Origin of the sequence: Nocardia panacis, from assembly GCF_003598715.1 — a bacterium.
GTDB lineage: Bacteria > Actinomycetota > Actinomycetes > Mycobacteriales > Mycobacteriaceae > Nocardia > Nocardia panacis.
This window is the reverse complement of the sequence record NZ_QZFU01000045.1, coordinates 161528-180082: the sequence shown is the minus strand read 5'-3', so window position 1 is coordinate 180082 and position 18555 is coordinate 161528. Positions and strand designations below refer to the sequence as shown.

17 protein-coding genes are annotated in these 18555 nt (G+C 67.8%); 7 read left to right on the top strand and 10 right to left on the bottom strand.

The genetic code is table 11. From position 1 onward, the window contains the following. The first annotated feature begins 45 nt into the window (after positions 1-45). The 4 genes from acs (at position 46) to D5S18_RS31360 (ending at position 4240) form a co-directional block, all read left to right on the top strand. Complete coding sequence (gene acs / locus D5S18_RS31375; protein WP_239004111.1) at positions 46-1980, top strand: acetate--CoA ligase; 1935 nt, start codon at positions 46-48, stop codon at positions 1978-1980. A 39-nt stretch (positions 1981-2019) separates the two neighbouring features. Further along, positions 2020-2979: an extracellular catalytic domain type 1 short-chain-length polyhydroxyalkanoate depolymerase gene (locus D5S18_RS31370; RefSeq protein WP_120044746.1), complete on the top strand. Its 960-nt coding sequence runs from the start codon at positions 2020-2022 to the stop codon at positions 2977-2979. Between the two features lie 93 nt (positions 2980-3072). Continuing rightward, on the top strand, positions 3073-3471 hold the full coding sequence (locus D5S18_RS31365; protein ID WP_120044745.1) for a DUF2076 domain-containing protein: 399 nt from the start codon (positions 3073-3075) through the stop codon (positions 3469-3471). A gap of 217 nt (positions 3472-3688) precedes the next feature. Continuing rightward, a complete protein-coding gene (locus D5S18_RS31360; RefSeq protein WP_120044744.1) occupies positions 3689-4240 on the top strand; it encodes a DUF6529 family protein in 552 nt (183 codons plus the stop codon). 34 nt (positions 4241-4274) lie between these two features. On the opposite strand, the gene D5S18_RS31355 is transcribed toward D5S18_RS31360, so the two are convergent. Together D5S18_RS31355 and D5S18_RS31350 are read right to left on the bottom strand one after the other, a co-directional pair. After that, a complete protein-coding gene (locus D5S18_RS31355; RefSeq protein ID WP_147404320.1) occupies positions 4275-4976 on the bottom strand; it encodes a hypothetical protein in 702 nt (233 codons plus the stop codon). Beyond that, positions 4964-5911, bottom strand: coding sequence for a hypothetical protein (locus D5S18_RS31350; RefSeq protein WP_345789824.1), 948 nt, complete (start codon positions 5909-5911; stop codon positions 4964-4966). The genes D5S18_RS31355 and D5S18_RS31350 overlap by 13 nt, the downstream gene beginning before the upstream one ends. Positions 5912-5995: 84 nt before the next feature. On the opposite strand from D5S18_RS31350, the gene lspA reads away from it, so the two are divergent. Genes lspA through D5S18_RS31335 form a run of 3 tightly spaced genes read left to right on the top strand, consistent with a single transcriptional unit; the run spans position 5996 to position 8260 of the window. Then, the gene (gene lspA, locus D5S18_RS31345; protein ID WP_239004142.1) at positions 5996-6592 is read left to right on the top strand and encodes a signal peptidase II; all 597 of its coding nucleotides are present in this window, start codon (positions 5996-5998) and stop codon (positions 6590-6592) included. Further along, a complete protein-coding gene (locus tag D5S18_RS31340) occupies positions 6589-7515 on the top strand; it encodes an RluA family pseudouridine synthase (RefSeq protein WP_120044741.1) in 927 nt (308 codons plus the stop codon). Before lspA ends, D5S18_RS31340 begins: the two co-directional genes overlap by 4 nt. Next, positions 7508-8260, top strand: a complete 753-nt coding sequence (locus D5S18_RS31335; RefSeq protein ID WP_239004110.1) for a hypothetical protein — start codon at positions 7508-7510, stop codon at positions 8258-8260. Before D5S18_RS31340 ends, D5S18_RS31335 begins: the two co-directional genes overlap by 8 nt. 62 nt (positions 8261-8322) lie before the next feature. Here D5S18_RS31335 and D5S18_RS31330 read toward each other — a convergent pair whose 3' ends face one another. From D5S18_RS31330 to D5S18_RS31295, 8 genes are all read right to left on the bottom strand, one after another. Continuing rightward, a complete protein-coding gene (locus tag D5S18_RS31330) occupies positions 8323-8640 on the bottom strand; it encodes a type II toxin-antitoxin system PemK/MazF family toxin (protein WP_120044740.1) in 318 nt (105 codons plus the stop codon). After that, positions 8637-8966 (bottom strand): hypothetical protein, encoded by a 330-nt coding sequence (locus tag D5S18_RS31325; protein WP_147404318.1) that lies wholly within the window; start codon positions 8964-8966, stop codon positions 8637-8639. Before D5S18_RS31325 ends, D5S18_RS31330 begins: the two co-directional genes overlap by 4 nt. Before the next feature lie 151 nt (positions 8967-9117). After that, positions 9118-9957, bottom strand: coding sequence for a PhzF family phenazine biosynthesis protein (locus D5S18_RS31320; protein ID WP_120044738.1), 840 nt, complete (start codon positions 9955-9957; stop codon positions 9118-9120). Between the two features lie 76 nt (positions 9958-10033). Next, on the bottom strand, positions 10034-12457 hold the full coding sequence (locus D5S18_RS31315) for a cation-translocating P-type ATPase (RefSeq protein WP_120044737.1): 2424 nt from the start codon (positions 12455-12457) through the stop codon (positions 10034-10036). A gap of 130 nt (positions 12458-12587) precedes the next feature. Next, positions 12588-13019, bottom strand: a complete 432-nt coding sequence (locus D5S18_RS31310; RefSeq protein WP_120044736.1) for a PPOX class F420-dependent oxidoreductase — start codon at positions 13017-13019, stop codon at positions 12588-12590. A 66-nt stretch (positions 13020-13085) separates the two neighbouring features. Next, positions 13086-16358 carry an arabinosyltransferase domain-containing protein gene (locus D5S18_RS31305; RefSeq protein ID WP_120044735.1) on the bottom strand — a complete coding sequence of 1091 codons (3273 nt, stop codon included), beginning with the start codon at positions 16356-16358 and terminating at the stop codon, positions 13086-13088. A gap of 161 nt (positions 16359-16519) precedes the next feature. Beyond that, positions 16520-17011: a WKL family lipoprotein gene (locus D5S18_RS31300; RefSeq protein WP_120044734.1), complete on the bottom strand. Its 492-nt coding sequence runs from the start codon at positions 17009-17011 to the stop codon at positions 16520-16522. A 99-nt stretch (positions 17012-17110) separates the two neighbouring features. Continuing rightward, positions 17111-18421: a DNA polymerase IV gene (locus D5S18_RS31295; RefSeq protein ID WP_239004141.1), complete on the bottom strand. Its 1311-nt coding sequence runs from the start codon at positions 18419-18421 to the stop codon at positions 17111-17113. Between the last annotated feature and the right edge of the window lie 134 nt (positions 18422-18555).

The window sequence follows — 18555 nt, the reverse complement described above, 5'->3', positions numbered from 1 at the left end:
ATCGGCCACCGACCAAAACCTTTCGACTGTGAGGAGTCAATTCCGTTGAGCACCAATGCGACCGATACCGCCTACCCACCCAGCACCGAATTCGCGGCTGCCGCGAACGCGGACGGGTCGATCTATGATCGGGCCGCGGCGGATCGGGAGGGGTTCTGGGCCGAGCAGGCGGATCGACTGCATTGGCACACACCCTTCACACAGGTGCTCGACTGGTCCGAGGCGCCGGTCGCGAAATGGTTCGTCGGCGGGAAGTTGAACGTCGCCTACAACTGCGTGGACCGCCACGTCCGCGCCGGGCACGGTGACCAGGTCGCCCTCCACTTCGAGGGCGAACCCGGCGACTCCCGCGCCCTCACCTACCGCGACCTGCTCGCCGAAGTCTCCCGCGCCGCGAACTACCTCACCGAACTCGGGCTCAACGCCGGGGATCGGGTCGCGATCTATATGCCCATGGTCCCCGAGGCCGTGATCGCGATGCTCGCCTGCGCCCGACTCGGCCTGCCGCACTCCGTGGTGTTCGCCGGGTTCTCCGCCACCGCGCTGCGTCAACGCATCGACGACGCCGCCGCCCGCCTGGTCATCACCACCGACGGACAATGGCGACGCGGCGCCTCCGCCCCGTTGAAAACCGCCGTCGACGAGGCGTTGGCCGAGGGATCCCACACCGTCGAACACATCCTCGTCGTCCGCCGGACCGGGATCGACACGCCCTGGACCGAGGGCCGGGACCTGTGGTGGCACGACACCGTCGAAAACGCCTCTCCCGAGCACGAAGCGGAGGCATTCGATGCCGAGCACCCGTTGTTCATCCTCTACACCTCCGGCACCACCGGAAAACCCAAGGGCATCCTGCACACCTCCGGCGGCTACCTCACCCAAACCGCCTACACCCACCACCAGGTCTTCGACCACAAACCCGAGACCGACGTCTATTGGTGCACCGCCGACATCGGCTGGGTCACCGGACACTCCTACATCGTCTACGCACCCCTGGCCAATCGCGCCACCCAGGTCCTCTATGAAGGCACCCCCAACCACCCCGACCAACACCGCCACTTCCAGATCATCGAGAAGTACGGCGTCACCATCTATTACACCGCCCCCACCCTGATCCGCACCTTCATGAAATGGGGTCGCGAGATCCCCGACAGCCACGACCTCACCTCGTTGCGGGTTCTGGGTTCTGTCGGTGAACCGATCAACCCCGAGGCCTGGCGCTGGTACCGCGGCGTCCTCGGCAACGACACCACCCCCATCGTCGACACCTGGTGGCAGACCGAGACCGGAGCCATCATGATCAGCCCGCTGCCGGGGGTCACCGCCACCAAACCCGGCGCCGCCATGACCCCGCTCCCCGGCATCAGCGCCCAAGTGGTCGACGACGAAGGCAACCCCGTCCACAGGGGCGAAACCGAAGCCAACGGCTACCTCGTCCTCGACCAACCCTGGCCCGCCATGCTGCGCGGCATCTGGGGCGACATGGACCGCTACGCCGAAACCTACTGGGCGCGCTACAAAAACCACGGCTGGTACTTCGCGGGCGACGGCGCCCGCCTCGACGCCGACGGCGACCTGTGGATCCTCGGCCGCGTCGACGACGTCATGAATGTCTCGGGCCACCGCATCTCCACCGCCGAAGTCGAATCCGCCCTCGTCGCCCACCCCTCGGTCGCCGAAGCCGCCGTCGTCGGAGCCGAGGACACCACCACCGGACAGGGCATCGTCGCTTTCGTCATCCCCACGGCCGCAGCGGGCGACACCGGCCCCACCCTCATCGACGAACTCAAAACCCAAGTCGCGCAAGAGATCAGCCCCATCGCCAAACCCCGCGACATCCACATCGTCCCCGAACTCCCCAAAACCCGCAGCGGCAAGATCATGCGCCGCCTGCTGCGCGACATCGCCGAAGGACGCCAACTCGGCGACACCTCGACCCTCGTCGACCCCACCGTCTTCGAGGCCATCGCCCGAAGGTGAGGTCACGGGCAGGCGCGACCCGGTCACGAATGGCGATAGGTGACCGGGTCCGTCGCCTACCATTCGACGGTGCGCTTCCTCTCACCGCGTTTCCTTGCCGCGTGTCTGCTCACCTCCGCCGCACTGCTCTCGGTCGCACCCGCGAACGCCCAACCCGAGCGGCGCTGTTTCACCAATGCGGCGGGCACCCGCTGCTACTACCTGCATCTGCCGCCCGGTGCTCCCTCGGGCAAACCCCTCATGGTCTACCTGCACGGCTGCGACGGATTGGATGGCGCCGAACCGAGCGGGTTCTCCCTCACCGAGGTAGCCGACGAGATGGGCTTCGTCCTCGCCTATCCACTGCAGGACCGCACGGTCGCCACGAATGGCTGCTGGGGCTGGGACAAACCCGAGAACCAGCAGCGCGATCGGGGCGAACCCGCCATCATCGCGGGGATCACCGAGGCGCTGACCACCGAATTCGGACTCGATCGCGACCGGACCTACCTCGGCGGATACTCGGCGGGCGGTGCCATGACCACCGATCTCGCCGTCCTCTACCCGGACCGCTACGCGGCCATCGCCCCCATGGCGGGTGCGCCGTTCCTGCTGAAAACCGAAGGCCAACCGATCATCGACGCCATGGGTCCGCGCGCCCGACCCGTACCCGCGTACTTCCTGCAAACCGTCTTCGACGAAATCAGCAACTACCTCATCGGGCGCGCCAATATCGCCCAGTGGTTGGCCGCCGACAATCTCGCCGCTCCGGGATCGGCGCCCACCGAGCCGACTTCGGTTCAGGCGCTGCCCGTCGCCCCCGGCCTCCCACTGCCACTCACGGTCGAACACTACGCAAGCGAAAAAGGTTGCGAAATAGCGCAATTCACCACCCCCGTCTTCGCCGAACACGCCATCGGCGCGCGCCTGGTGCAGCAGGAGATCGGTCTGGGAATTCAACGCGACCTCATGCGATTCCTGCTGGCCCACCGCATGACCGCACCGCACACCGCCTGCTGACACCGCCTGTGCCCGTTGACCTTTCACCCCCAACCGGGCGTGATCCCGGCTACGTCTCAGCGAAATCACGGCCCATCCCGGTATAACGACTGTATGACCAACCCGCAGGAACAGCAGGCACTCGACACCTTGTTCCAGAAACTCGCCCAACACTCCACCCAATCCGGCCCACGCGACCCGGCGATGGAATCCCTGATCCAGCAACGAGTTCAACAAACTCCGGGCGCGACCTACGCCATGGCCCAACTGCTCATCGGCCAGGAACAGGCGATCACCCAACTCCGCCAACAGGTCGCCCAACTCCAACAGCAACTCGCCCAACAGCCCCAACCCGGTTACACCCCTCCCCAGCCACAGGAGCGCTCCGGCGGCGGTTTCCTCGCGGGCGCGGGCCAGATCGCCCTCGGCGTCGGCGGCGGCATGCTCGCCGCGAGCGCCATCGAGGGCATCGCCGACAGCATCTTCGGCGACGATGACGACGACGGCTGGTGATCGCACCCGCGAAACCGCTGCCCACCGGCAGAACTGAGCACCCTGCCCGTGCCCTGCGGCGGCCCGTGGGGAATCAACCGCAATGCCCGAGACGTGAGCCTTCCCGCGTCTCGGGAACCACCAGGTAACGGCACGTCGAACTCTTCGCCGTCGGCGAGCGGCACGCTGGGATTCGCGGTGCAATACGGCGGGGCGGGTGTGCGAGCGGAGGGCGGTCATGGCGGAACAACGCGATGGGGTCGGGACCGCGGTCGCGCTCGGGGCGGTCCTAGTAGGGGCGGCGGTGGCTGTCGGGCTCGGCGTGTTCGGGAAGGTGCACGAGCCTCGGTACTTCGCGCTGGATATCGCCGGATTCTCCGGCGGGGTGGCGGTCAAGACCTGGCTCGCCTGCGTGGTCTTCGTTCTCGTTCTGGGGCAATTGGTTTCGGGGCTCGTGCGGTACGGGCGAATTCCGGGGGTCGCCGCGCCATCGTGGATCGGTCCGCTGCATGTGTGGACGGGGCGGGTCGCGGTGCTGGTCAGTGCGCCGGTGGCGGTGCACTGCGGGTATTCGCTCGGATTCCAGAGCTATGAGCCGCGGGTGCTCACCCATTCGGTATTCGGATGCTTCTTCTATGGGGTGTTCGTCGCCAAAACGCTGCTGCTGACCCGACGCGGCCCGGCTTCATGGGTGATCCCGGTGGCGGGTGGGTTGATGTTCGCGAGCTGCACCGGGATATGGCTCACCTCCGCGCTGTGGTTCTTCGAGCACAACGGCCTTACTTTCTGATACCTCCGAAAGCCTTCGCGGCGAGGCAGGCCGACTATCGCGTCCCGCGCAACAGGCGGACCTGCGCGGCGGTCAGGTCGCCGAGGACGCCGGGATCGACGCGTTCGCGGGCGGTGACCGAGATTTGGACCAGCGTCGCACCGACCTGAACGATCGCCACAGAAGAGGACAGGACCAGGCCGTCGCTTTCGGTGCGGACCTGGAAACCGGTTTCCGCATCGCCCGCCGAGGGTCCGGTGCGGCTGCCCAGGCGGTAGTCGATCAGGCGCGCGCCATCGCTGCCCGTGTAGTGGGTGCAGCCGCGCAGGGTGGCCTGGATCTCGGAGAAGGCTTGGGGCACCACATCATTGGCATAGGTGGCGGCATCGATGTCGATACCGGCGAAGTCCGGACCGACGAATTCGACGGAGGCCCTGGCGAGCGCGCCGGTGCGCTGCGTGGCGAGCGGGGTGAGGATCTTCGCGCACGCGGCCGGGGTGGTCGGGGCCAAACCGGCCGCGGCGGTGTCGAGATTGCGGTCCGGGAGCTCGGTGAAGGAGGGCGGCAGATCGGCGCCGCTCAGCAGCAGCCCGCGCAGGCGGTCCGAATCGGTGATCGGCGCACCCGCGACGGGCGCGGCGACAACGGCGGGACCCAGCGGCGACATGGCCGACGGCGCGGGACCCGAGCCGCTCGAACAGCCGGTGAGCAATAGCCCGGCCAGCAGCCCAACACCCCAGCGACCTATTCGCTCCACGTCACCCGTGTATCGATGGTCTGCTGCAGCACCGAGAAACTGTGCGGATCCCGATAGGTCTGGTGGCCACCGACGGTGATGGTGCCCGCCACCGGCAACGGCATCCCGAGATCGACGGTGATGGTGCCGCTACCGTGCATGACATAGTCCTGAATATCGAGTGCGCCCGCGTTATTGGGCAGATTCCAGCTCTCGTTGCGCGGCTTCTGCACCACGGTCAGGTCGATGGTGAGCCGGTCGCCCTCGCGGGCGGCCAGGGTCGCGGTGATCACCTGGTCCAGGTTGACCCCGCCCGCGATCTGCTGGCGCATCGTCCACACCGCGCCCTCGCCGAGCGGTTCGTCCGGGAAGGTGACCGACTGATAGATCGCCTGATAGAACGCCTGCTCCAGCGCGGCGCGGGCGGAATTGGCGGTATCGGGATTGGGGGCCAGGCGCAGCGCGGTGATCGCGCCCAATTCGCTGAGGTCGAATCCGGCGCGCGACCCGTCGGCGGTGCCGAGCGCCTTGTTGAGCGAGGGATCCGGGGTGCTGACCGCACCCAGTGTGCATTCGATGCCATCCGGACCGGACCGGGCCGTCATCGGGATGGTGAGCGCGGGCGTCGAATAGTCGCGCACCGGTTGGTCATTGATCTGCTGGGCGATCCGGTGATCGGTGCGCAGCGTGACCTGCTGCACGGTGCCCTCCGAATAGCGGGGGCGCAGCGGCTCGCGCGGCTCCGCGCCTGGCTGCACGACCGCGGCCACCGCGGCCGTGATGGGGACGGTGACCTCCTTGCCGAGCCCCAGCGGCTCGGTGCCATCGCTCACCGAACGCACCTCGGCGCCGTCACCGCACCCCGCGCCGAAGGCCGACAGGCCGAGGGCGAGCACGATCATGAGCACACCGGAACGCGCTTTCCGGGGAACATGGGGGGAAGACAACACCGTCACAGCTCACAGATTACGACCGCTTCCTGAGTACAAGCTGGGACATGCGGCAACCACCGCGCGGCGGTCGCGGCCGCTCGAGAGATGATGGTCGGCGTGAGTGAAGACCAACCGCCCGAGGAGCCCACCGTCGCCGCCGCCCTGCCCGAGGAACACCTGCCACCCAAACGGCTGCCCATATTCCTGGCGGTGGCCGTCGTGCTACTCGGCCTGGATCTGCTCACCAAATCCATCATCGTCGCCCAACTCACCCCCGGTCATCCGGTGCGGGTGATCGGCGATGTGGTGCGCTTGACACTGGTCCGCAATGCGGGCGCGGCCTTCTCCATGGCCACCGGCATGACGTGGCTACTGACCCTCATCGCCACGTCCGTGGTGGTCGGGGTGATCCGCATCGCGCGGCGGCTGCGCTCGGTGTGGTGGGCGGTCGGACTCGGGATGGTGCTCGGCGGCGCGCTCGGCAACCTCGTCGACCGCTTCTTCCGCGCGCCCGGCCCGATGCTCGGGCATGTCGTCGACTTCATCTCGGTCGGCTGGTGGCCCGTATTCAATGTGGCCGACTCCTCGGTCGTGTGCGGCGCGATCCTGCTGGTCGCGCTGACCGTCTTCGGGTTCGAACCCGATGGCACGCGCACCGGTCGCGCCGTCGGCGAGCCGAAGACCGGAGAGGAGAGCGCGGCATGAGGGAGACCAGAACCATGCCGGTGCCCGACGGGCTCGACGGCATGCGGGTGGACGCCGGCCTTTCCCGGCTGCTCGGCCTGTCCCGGACCGCGGTCGCCGCGCTCACCGAGACGGGCTCGGTCCAACTCGACGGCGTCACCGCGGGTAAATCCGATCGGCTCGCGGCGGGCGCGTGGCTGGAGGTGGTGTTCCCGGAACCCAAGCGGGAGTTGACCATCGAGGCCGAACCGGTGGAAGGGATGCGGATCCTCTACGCCGACGACGATATCGTCGCGGTGGACAAGCCGGTCGGCGTCGCGGCGCACACCGGGGTGGGCTGGACCGGCCCCACCGTGGTGGGCGGGCTCGCCGCGGCGGGCTACCGCATCTCCACTTCTGGCGCGCACGAGCGGCAGGGCATCGTGCACCGGTTGGATGTCGGCACCTCCGGGGTGATGGTGGTGGCCCAGTCCGAACACGCCTATACCCAGTTGAAGCGGGCCTTCAAGTACCGCACCGTCGACAAGCGGTATCACGCGCTGGTGCAGGGTCATCCGGATCCGAGCAGCGGCACGATCGATGCCCCGATCGGCCGAGCCCGCGGCAATGACTGGAAGTTCGCCGTCACCGCCGACGGCCGCCCGAGTGTCACCCACTACGACACCATCGAGGCATTCCAAGCCGCCAGCCTGCTCGATATCCATCTGGAAACCGGCCGCACCCACCAGATCCGGGTGCATTTCTCCGCTATCCGCCACCCATGCTGCGGCGACCTCACCTACGGCGCGGACCCGCGCCTGGCCGAACGCCTCGGCCTGGAACGCCAATGGCTGCATGCCCGCTCCCTCGGCTTCCAGCATCCCGCCGACGGCCGCTACCTCGAGATCACCAGCGAGTACCCGGCCGACCTCGAACACGCCCTGAATGTGCTCCGCCATGCCTGAGCCGACCCCCTCGGAGCACGCGGCTACCGCCTCGAGGGCGACGGGCGCGGCCGCAGCACCGGAGCCGACAGCGCTGCCGGGTGCGCGGCGAATCCCGTTGCGGCCCATCCTGATCGGCGCGGGGGTGCTGGCCTTCGCGGTATTGATCGTGGTGCTCGGGGTGATCAATCCACCGCGGCCGGATCCGGTGCTGACCGATCGGCTCGGGCCGGATCGTGGTCAGCGGATCTCGGAGTACCTCGCACAGTCCGGGAATTCGCTGCAGGGGTCGGACGGGGACCAGCACTGGGCGCTGGTTTCGCTCACCGAATACCTGACGCCGCAACAGATTCCGGCCACGGCAGGCGGCCTGCGAATCTCCGCCGTGATCCAGCACGTGCCGATCCCCCGCGTGCAGACGCCGGTGGTCACCGTGTCGGTCCCGGCGGGAGACGCGGCGGCCGTCGCCACCGCACAGGCCGCCGCCGGACTCATCCAGAGCCGCACGACCGGCGACGACCGCAGCGCGCGCGTGATCGCGGTCGCGGCCAACCGGCTGCGCGGCGACTGCGCCTGCACGGCGGGCCTGATCGTGCGCGGCACCCTACCGGCCCTCCGAGAACTGGCCACCCACAACGGAATTCGTGGCGTGCAGGCGCTGCCCGCCGATGCGGTGTGGGGCAAATTCGCCGTTATCCCCCTCCTGCCCGAATGGACCGATACCGCCGCCCCCGGACCCGATGACGGCCTGGTCCCGGAGAACTGACCGCCCGCGACGCGTATCAACGCCACCCGTCGCGCCCGACGTTCCCAATGAGCGGACCTCGTTCAGGGAATCGCCTGTGCAAGTTTGAGTGCCGTATTGACCGCCAAGATCGTCGCCGGGGCGACGGTGCCGAGCAAGGACTGTAGCCGGATCTTTCTGATCGGCATCAGATCATCGGCGACAACATATCCGACCAGTGGGTCCGCAGACGAAAGCTGCACCCAGGTCTGAAGTTCCGCCCCCTTGCTCGTTGTCGTTATCCGGGCGGCGAGGACAGTCGACAACGATCTGTTTCGACTGTTGTTCGAAATGATCAGCCACGGTTTGGGTCCGACACCGATATCCGCGCGATACACCTGGCCGCGCACCGGCGCCGTCATGCGGGGAGGTTTCGGTCGACATTCTCGGCATAGTCGCGCAGCAATGCCTCGTCCTCCACCGCGAAGCTCTTGAACTCCGCGTCCTCCTCGTACAGCCGCGCCATCCGCTCGTAGCCCTGCTCGAGCAGCCTGCCCCGGATCTGCTGAAGTCCGGACGCCATCAGCACTCGCAAAATGGTTGCCTCCGATGATGTTTCGGTCAGTTCATAGCCGAGTTCGGCGGCGATCAACTGCAACAACGCCCACTCGGGACTGTTCTTATTCGCAAGAATCGTTATCCCCTCTTCCTCGCGATCGGTCAGGGTCACTGTCGTCCGCCTACTCATGCATCACATCTTACATCGATTCCCGATGCACACAACGATGCTCTAGGTGATACATCGAGCGATGCGGTCGGGTCATCAATATGCGGGCAGCAAAAAGGCCCCCAATCCACAAGGGGGCCTTTATCTTTCGGGATTCGGAAGGGCGCCGGACTCACTCCGGATCGGGTAGTGTCACCACACCGTCGAGGTAGCGGCGGCAGCGGCCCGCGAGCAGGACCCGGTCGCCGATCAGCTCGCATTTGAGGGTGCCGCCGCGCGCCGACAGTTGGCGGGCGATCAGCGCGGTGCGGCCGAGTTCGCGGCTCCACAGCGGGACCAGCTGGGCATGCGCCGATCCGGTGACCGGATCCTCGGCCACCCCGAGATCGGGTCCGAAGACGCGGGAAACGAAATCGACCCGCTGCCCCTCGGATTCGGCGCCGCGCGCGGTGATCACCGCGTCGAACGCGATGGCGGGGAAGGCGGCGAAATTCGGGCGGGCCGCCCGCACTTCGGCCGCCGAGCCGACCACGATCACCTCGTCGAATCCGGTGTAGGCGCGCACGGGGCGCACACCGAGCGCCGCCACCAGTTCCGGATTCGGCTCCACCTCGGTGGATTCCAGTGCGGGCAGGGTGAGCACGTACTCGTCGTCATCGGTCCGGTCGACGTGCAGCCATCCGCTGCGGGTATAGAAACTGACCCGGTCCGCGCCCGGATGCACATCCTCGATCACCTGCGCCGCCGCGGCCATGGTGGCGTGTCCGCACATCGCGACCTCGAGCGCCGGGGTGAACCAGCGCAGGTGGTAGGCGGGCCACTCCCCCGGTGGCCCGTCCGCCTCGGCCGGTAGCCGCGAGGTGTAGAAAGCGGTTTCGGCCAGGTTGTTCTCCACGGCCAGGTTTTGCAGCAACTCGTCCGGCAACCACTCCGACAGCGGCATCACCGCGGCCGGATTTCCCGAGAATGGGGCATCGACGAACGCGTCGATCTGGTGCAGCAGTACCTCCATAGTGGGAGAAGGTACTCCAACACCGAATCAGCGCTTCGCACAAGGCATCTCGCGGCGCGGCGGGTCGGTCGTCCAGTTATCGGGCGGCGGCGGGTCCACCCGGTGTCGGGTGGGCTTCGGTGCCGGTGATCCGCGCGCTCACCCAGAACGCGATCTCCACCAACACGATTCCCACCGCACCGCAGAGGACCGCGAAGGTGGTGAGTGCGATATCGGAGGGGTCGAGTTTGAAGAAGTGCCGGGTGAACGGGACGGTGAACAGGAAGACATACGCCGCCACGGACGCCCCGATCAACACGTACTTCCACCACACGAACGGCCGCGCCACAATGGCCAGCACCCATACCGCGATCATGATCAGGGTGATCAGCGCCGTGGTGCTCGCCTGCACCTTCTCGGTCTCCGTGGCATGCGGCCCGGCGTAGGCATAGAGGTAGGACACGAAGGTGCACGCGCCGATCACCACACCCGACGGAATCGCCAAACGCATGACGCGCCCGACGAATCCGGAACGCGCCCGCTCGTTGTTGGGGGCGAGGGAGAGGATGAACGCCGGAATGCCGATGGTGAACCAGGCCGCGATGGTGACGTGGCGCGGCAGGAACGGATAGCCGAGCGGGTCGTAGCCGAACATCTTGGAACCGACGCCCGCCACACCGACCATGAAGGCCAGCAGCACCGAATACACGGTCTTGGTGAGGAACAGATTCGACACGCGCTCGATATTGCCGATGACCCGGCGGCCCTCGCCGACCACATAGGGCAGCGTCGCGAACTTGTTGTCCAACAGCACGATCTGCGCGACGGCGCGGGTGGCCGGACTGCCCGAGCCCATGGCCACGCCGATATCCGAATCCTTCAGCGCCAGCACATCATTGACACCGTCGCCCGTCATGGCGACGGTGTGGCCCCTGGATTGCAGCGCGCCGACCATGGCCCGCTTCTGATCGGGACGGACCCGACCGAAGGTGGTCTTGCGCTCGAGCACATCGGCGAGTTCGCTTTCGGCCTCGGGCAATTCGCGCGCGTCGACCGGGTGGTCGCCGCCGGGCAGGTGCAGCGAGGAGGCCACCGCGCCCACCGAAACGGCATTATCGCCGGAGATCACCTTGATCGAGACATTCTGCTCGGCAAAGTATTCGAGGGTTTCGCGGGCGTCGGGGCGCACCTTCTGCTCCAGGACCACCAGCGCGGCCGGAGTGACGACACCGGGCGCGTCGGCGGCGTCGACCGGGCGGTCGCTGGCGGCCAGCAGCAGGACGCGCAGACCCGACGCGCCCAATCGCTCGGCGACGCGGGCGTCCTCGGAGGCCGGATCCAGCAGTACGTCCGGGGCGCCGAGCAGCCAGTTGCCGTGCTCGCCGTAGGAGTAGCCGCTCCACTTCTTGGCGGAGGAGAACGGCGCGATGGCGGTGTGCGCCCAGCCGGGACCTTCGGGCAGTGCCTCGCGGATGGCCTGCACACTGGCATTGGGCCGGGGATCCGCAGCGGCCATGGCGGCCAGCGCGGACCGGGCCGCGTCCTGCTCGCCGTGGCCGAGCGGGCGAATCTCGCTGAGCCGCATACCGTTCTCGGTGAGGGTGCCGGTCTTGTCGGCACAGACCACGTCCACCCTGGCCAGTCCCTCGATGGCGGGCAACTCCTGCACCAGGCACTGGCGCCTGCCCAGCCGCACCACACCGACGGCGAAGGCGATGGAGGTCATCAGGACCAGGCCCTCGGGCACCATCGGCACCAGCGCGGCCACCATGCCGGTCAGCGCGGGCCGCCACGACTCCCCACTGGAGAACAGTTGGTTGTAGATGATGAGCAGACCCGCCGGAATCAGCAGGTAGGTAATGAATTTCAGGATGCGGTCGATACCCGTGCGCAATTCGGAATGCACCAGGGTGAATTTGCTGGCCTCGTCGGCCAGTTTGGCCGCGTAGGCGTCCTTGCCGACCTTGGTGGCGCGGTAGGAGCCCGAGCCGGAGACGACGTAGCTGCCCGACATGACGGTGGCGCCGACCGCCTTGTCGATCGGGTCGGCCTCGCCGGTGAGCAGCGACTCGTCCACCTCGAGCAGGGCGGACTCCTCGACCACGCCGTCGACGACGATCTGGTCGCCGGGGCCGAGTTCGATCAGGTCGTCGAGGACGATCTCCTGCGGCGCGACCTCCTGCGCCTTGCCGTCGCGGCGCACGGTGGGTTTGGCCTGGCTGACGATGGCCAACTGGTCCAGCGTGCGCTTGGCGCGGATCTCCTGGATGATGCCGACCGCGCTATTGGCCACGATGAGCAGGCCGAACATCCCGTCGACGATCGATCCGGTGGCGAGCACCAGTAGGAACAGCACGCCGAGGATGGCGTTGATCCTGGTGAAGATGTTTGCCCGGACGATATCGCGGACCGAGCGCGAGGCCCGGTCGGGGACGTCGTTGGTGCGTCCGTCGCGGCGGCGTTGTTCTACCTCGGCCGCCGTCAGACCGATCGCACCCGATGCCTGAACGGTTATGGACATGTCAGCCAGCGTAACGGGCCGGTCCGAGCGGCCCGTTCGCAAACCACTCCGAGCGGCCCGCTCGCACACCGCATGGGGCAGGCCCGACGGGTTCCCCGCCCCCATGTGCACAACCCGATTCGAGCCCGGCTCAGCCCGTTACGTCGCGCACATTCGCCACCAGTTCGTGCGGATCCCGATCCGGATCGGCGATGCCGAAGGCGATGATCCGCTCGGGATGAATCCGGATGATCGCCCCGTCGATACCTCGCAGCGGTCCGTACGCGGAATCGGTCGGTTCGGCGATGGCCTCGCCGCGCCCGCGAATCTCCAGGCAGCGCACCCGCCACGGATCGACCGAGACGACATCGTCGACCACGAAGGCCACGCGCCCGTTGGCCGCCACATTCCGGAACTTCCGGGTGCGCGCCATCTGGATACCCGCGATATCGATCGTGGTGCCGCCGGGCCGATAGCGGAATCCCACCGGACTCACCTGCAGGGTGCCGTCCGGCTGGACGGTGGCCAGCCGCCCGAGCCGCTGCCCGGCCAGATAGGCCCGCTCTTCCTCGGTGAAAACCATGGCTGTCCCTTTCACGAAGTCGATCCGACGCCACCAGCTTTCAACATCATCCACGGTTCAGGTCAACTACCAGTCCGTATTGATGTGGCCCGGAGTCCAGGTGCCCCAGCGCCGCACCTGATCCACCGCGACCTCGGCGGGTTGCGCGGTGGGGTCGACCGGAACGTACTGCTCGATCGAACCCCAGTCCCGATTCCAGTCGGAGTCCAGATACGCGGGCAGGGTGCGCGAGGTGAACAGCAACTGCGTCCATCCCAGCGGGCCGCCGCCGTCGTGCGCCTGCCACAGGTTGGTGATGGTCGCGCCATTGCGGTCCGGCAGGATTCGATACTTGGGCAGGTCGGAGACACCGTCGTGGGTGGGCACCGGATTCTGGCACGGGAAGTTCAGTCCGACCGACCAGTCCAGCAGCACCGGAGTCTTCGAACCCACCAGGGCGTTCAGGGTTTTCGTTTGCGGCACCCGCGGCGGGGTGACGGCGAACCACTGATCCCGATTCGGATCCTTGTCCTCGCCGACCAGCCGCACCACATCGGTATCGCCCGGCATCCTGTCCAGCGGGACCCGCAGGTTCCGCCACATCGGCGCGGGTCCGATATCGAGGGGCACGGCCCGTCCTTCGACGGCGACCTGCCCATCGGCCCCCAGGTGACCGTATTCCACTTCGAGCCGCTGCCCCGGCCGGACCAGACCGTCGGGGTCCACGGAGTGGATGCGTCCGGCCACCGCGATGGCGATGATCTGCCCCCGGCTGCCATTGACCGGATCCGGCAGCCGGTACCAGTCGCTGGTCAGCGTGGCGGGCAACTGGTCACCGTCGCGGTAGCTGCCCAGCACCGGCGTGGTCGCCGGATCGAGGCCGAAAGGCAGCGCGATAGTGCTGCCGTTGATCCCGCTGCCGTGCGAGGTGTCCGAACCGGAACCCGCCGTCTTCGCCGCGTCGCGCAACTGATTCGGATCGCTGGACACGGAATTGGCCCGACCCGTGGTGGATTCGACCTCATCGGAGGTCAGCACCGGCGCGACCCCATTGGGGCTGAATCCGGTGGACTCCGCACCGCCGAGCCCGGCGGCGATATCGGCGGACAGCGGACGCAGCATGGAGGCGTTGGGATCGGTCTCCACCAGCACCTTGTCGGCCAGACCGCATCCGCCCTGGAAGGTCGCCGAAAGGTTCGACTGCGCCAGGGAATACGACGGATACTGCGCCACAGCGGCTTTCGCGAACGACAGCAGCAGGAACAGCACCATACCCGCGGCCGCCACCGCCAGTACGGGCACCCGCGTGAGCCAGGCGAAGCGGCGGCCGGGTCGCGAATCCGGCCGGATGTGGAACCACCCCGCCGCCAGCAGCGCCAATGCCGTCAGCCCGACGAAGACGGTGGACAGGCCGTGCCCGTGATACGACGGCGCCTTGTCCCACCACGGAATGCCCCACGACGAGACATACCAGTACCCGTTGGCGGCGACGAAAGTCATTGCCAGCGCGAAGAATACGACCGCGGCGAACAGCGCCCGATTGCGCAGCGGGCGCAGCACCGCCGGACCGACCGCCACGGCGGTGAGCGCCACGACGCAGGTGGCCAAACCGGCGAAAACACCGAACTGGTGGGTCCACTTGGTGGGCGCGAACATCATGAAGCCCATGGCGGCGACGGTGATCCCGACGACGCGTCGGGCAGGCCCCATCGCCGTTCCCGGAATGTGCCCGCCCCGACGCAGCATGGTGGCCGCGCACACGACCAGCCCGAGCAGCATGGCGAACATGCCGAAGCGCCGGGTCAACCAGCCGTCGGCGTTGAACTGGAGCAGATACTGGTAGCGCAGGTATTCGGCGAACCAGGAGTCGCCCGGTCCGATCAGCCCGTGCACGTAGGTCATCTCCATGGTCGCCGCGAAGGTCCGGTCCGCGAAGACCACGGTCAGGATGATGGCCCCCGCCGCGGCCAGCGGCAACAGCAGCGCCAGGTAGCCGACATCCTTGGCGCGCCGCAGCACCACCGCGGTCATACTGCGCGCGCCCGCCAGCAGCGCGCCGACGCAGATCAATCCGGAGGGCGCGACGGTCAAGGTCAGCGCGGCGAGGAAGAGGGCGAGCGCGGCGGGCAGCAGCCGCCGCGTGGCGATGGCGCGTTCGACCGAGACCCAGGTGAGGATGACACCGCACGCGACGAACGGTTCACCGCGCAGGCCGTTGTTGTAGGGCAGCCAGAAGGCGAGGAAGACCAGCGCGGCCGTCCACACCGCGATCCTGTTGTCCCGGAAGACCGTTCCGAGTCGGGGCAGGACCTCGCGGCTGATCACCCACCAGGTCAGCACCGCGACCAGCAGCGTCGGCAGCCGGACCCACAGGCTGGCCGTGGAGATGCGCGCCATCCAGCCGATGATGTCGGTGTAGGGCGTGTAGAACGGTCCCTCGTCCACCGAGAACCAGCGGTAGTAGTTGGACATGTAGCCCGAACTCTGGGCGCCGCGCGCCATGCCGAGGATGTAGCCGTCGTCGGAGGTGTTCGCGCCGAGGAAATGCCAGATCAGCAGCACACCGAAGACAATGAGGTCGCTGGGTCGCAGCCGCCACCACCGCTGGGGCAGGAAGCGGCGGGTGCGGCGGCCGTCGCGGCGGTCGAGTTGATGCAGGGCCGCGAGCGCGACCACCGTGGCCAGCACGGCCAGCACCATGACGACGAATTTGAGCACCGTCGGGGAGGTGGAGAAGCGCGAGTCGACCGCGACGTCCACGTGCAGACCCTGCGGCGGCATCCCCGTGAGCTCGGTGAACACCCCGACAGCCTGCGGGCGCAGATCACCGGCGGTCACCTTGGCGGCATCGTCGGCGCCGGTGAGACGCACCGAGGCCCGCGCGGCGTCGATGGCGATATCGAGCCCGCAGGCCCGCTCGCGCACCTCGTTCAGCGGGGCCGACCACAGCAGCGTATTGCGGGAGACCACATCGACCCGGCCGGGCCGCTCCCCCGCGTCGGCGACCACCTTGACGACGAAGCCGTAGTGCTCGATATCCGGGGACTGGCGGGGAATGGTGGAGACCGCGACCCCGCCCGCATGGTCGAGCGCGGTGAGCGCCGCACACGGCACCTGAAGCGAAAGATCAAGCGGCGCATAGGAAAGCAGCGGCGACTCGACATTGGTGAGCGCGCCCGCCTGCGGCCAGCTCACCCGAGCGGCCTCCTGACGCACCGGCAGGAACGGAACCGCCACCGCGAGCAGCAATCCCACCAGGCCCGCGATGATCGCGACCGGTCGAGCCCATCCCCCGCGTTCAGATCTGTTCGCCGTACCGCGTTGGGAATCCTCGACGGACGGCTGCCCCGCCCACACCATTGTGTCAGCCACGGCAGGAGATGTTAGCGGTGCGACATCGACGTCGAATACCCAAGTGGGGTGAGCGATTTCACAAATATGACGAAAAAAGCCGGGCCACCAGGAAGTTCGTGGGCTTCTCGGAGAAGCTGAGAACTTCCGGTGACCCGGCTCGGGGCGAATCAGGCGGTGCAGGCCACCGACTGCAGGTTCGCCAGCGACAGCATCTGGCAGGCCCAGGTCTTCTGCACCTTCCACTTGCCGTTCTCGGCGACGAACGGCACGTCGACGATGTTCTCCTGGCCGTTCAGGCTGAACTTGGCCTTGGCGTTGACGGTATCGCCGAAGGCGGTCACATCGGTGACCTCGACCTTCGCGTTGACCTGCTTGTAGGCCTCGCTCAGGCGGACCGGCAGCTCCGGATCGGCCTGCGCGCCCTGCACCATCTCCAACTTCTCCGCCACGGGAACCGCCGGATCCAGCGCGCGCTGCAGTTCGGTGTTGAGTTCGGCGGCGCTCGGGGTGGGGGGCAGGTTGGACGCGGCCGCCTTGACACTGGTGGTGGTCTTGGCCGGTTTGGCCGCACTCTTCTTGTCGTCGTCGCCGCAGGCGGTCATGCTCAGGGCGGCGAGGATGGCCAGGCCGGCGATTGCGATGCGTCCAGTCTTCTTCAACTGCTCGTCCTTTGCGTTTCTGGTCGGGTACGGGTCGAATTCACCAGGCGGCGGATGCCCGAACCGCGGCACCGCTGCACGAGGTAACCAGGCTACCCGTCAGCCCAGTGAGCCGAGCGGATCGGCCCGCGACAAACTGATGTCGTCGGCTGCGAACGTACGCGCCGGACCCGGCCCTGTCGAACTGGTCTCGAAGCGGACGGTCACCACGCCGAGGCCCGCGCCCTGCACCCAGCCGTGCCCGAAATCGGGATGGGCGACATCCAATCCGGGATACCACAGCCGTTCCCCCGACGCTACCCGCGACGCGGCGACCGAACCGCCGGGACCCGAAATCGGCTGCGGCTCTTGCATTTCGGAGATGGGGTCGCGATCCAACTCCGGAAACAGCGACTCCTGGCGCACGGTAGAGAACCCGGCGTAGCCGACCCCGACCAGCCGGATCGGCCCGAGTTCCACCGGGTCGATGGCCGAGCGCTTGGCCGCGGTGGTCAGGGTGGCCAGATCCGTTGTGGCGTAAGGCAGGGTGAACGACCGGGTGACGATCGACATATCGGACTTCTTGAGTTTCAACACCACGGTGCGCACCGCGCGCCCGTCCTCGGACAGCCGCCGGTGCGCGGCGGCGGCCATCGCCTCGATGGCCGTGCGCAATTGGGCCAGGGTGCGGATGTCGTGCTCGTAGGTGGTCTCGGCGCTGATCTGCTTGGACTCGTTGCGCTCGGCCACTGGGCGGTCGTCGATGCCGCAGGCCAACCGGTGCAGCGCCGTGCCGACGGCGCCGCCCAGGATGGCGGCGGCCTCGGCCTGCGGCAGCGCGGCGAACGCACCGACGGTCTCGATGCCCAAGGTGCGCAGCCTGGCCTCGGCCACCGGGCCGATCCCCCACAGTTTGCGCACCGGAAGCGCGGCCAGCAGCCCGCGCTGCTCGCTCGGCGAGATCACCCGTATCCCATCGGGTTTGGCCAGACCGGAGGCGATCTTGGCCAACTGCTTGCCCGCACCCGCGCCCACCGAGGCGGTGAGTCCGGTGCGCTCGCGCACCGCCGCGCGCAACCGGGCGCAGAAGGCGAACACCTCGCCGACCGTCGCACCCGCCAATTCCTCGGGCTCGCCGAACGCCTCGTCGTAGGACAGCGTCTCCAACACCGGGATACGCGCGCGCAAAGTATCGAAGACCTGCGTGCTGAGGACCCCGTACACCGACCCGCGCGCCGGAATCACCACCGCCGCCGCCCCTACCAAGCGCCGCGCCTGATGCATCGGCATGGCCGAACGCGCGCCGAACACCCGCGCCTCATAGCTGGCCCCCGCCACCACCCCCCTGGCGCCGCTGCCGCCGACCAGCACCGGTCTGCCGCGCAGGGTTGGCCTGGTCAGCTGCTCGGCCGAGGCGAAGAAGGCGTCCATATCGATGTGCAGCACCCAGCGACGGCCACGCTCGCCCGCCCCCGGTAGGGGCGCGTCCGCTGCGACGCGACCGGCATCGTGGGTGCTCACGCCCCGGAATCTACCGGTGGGCACCGACAGCTTCGGCACACCAG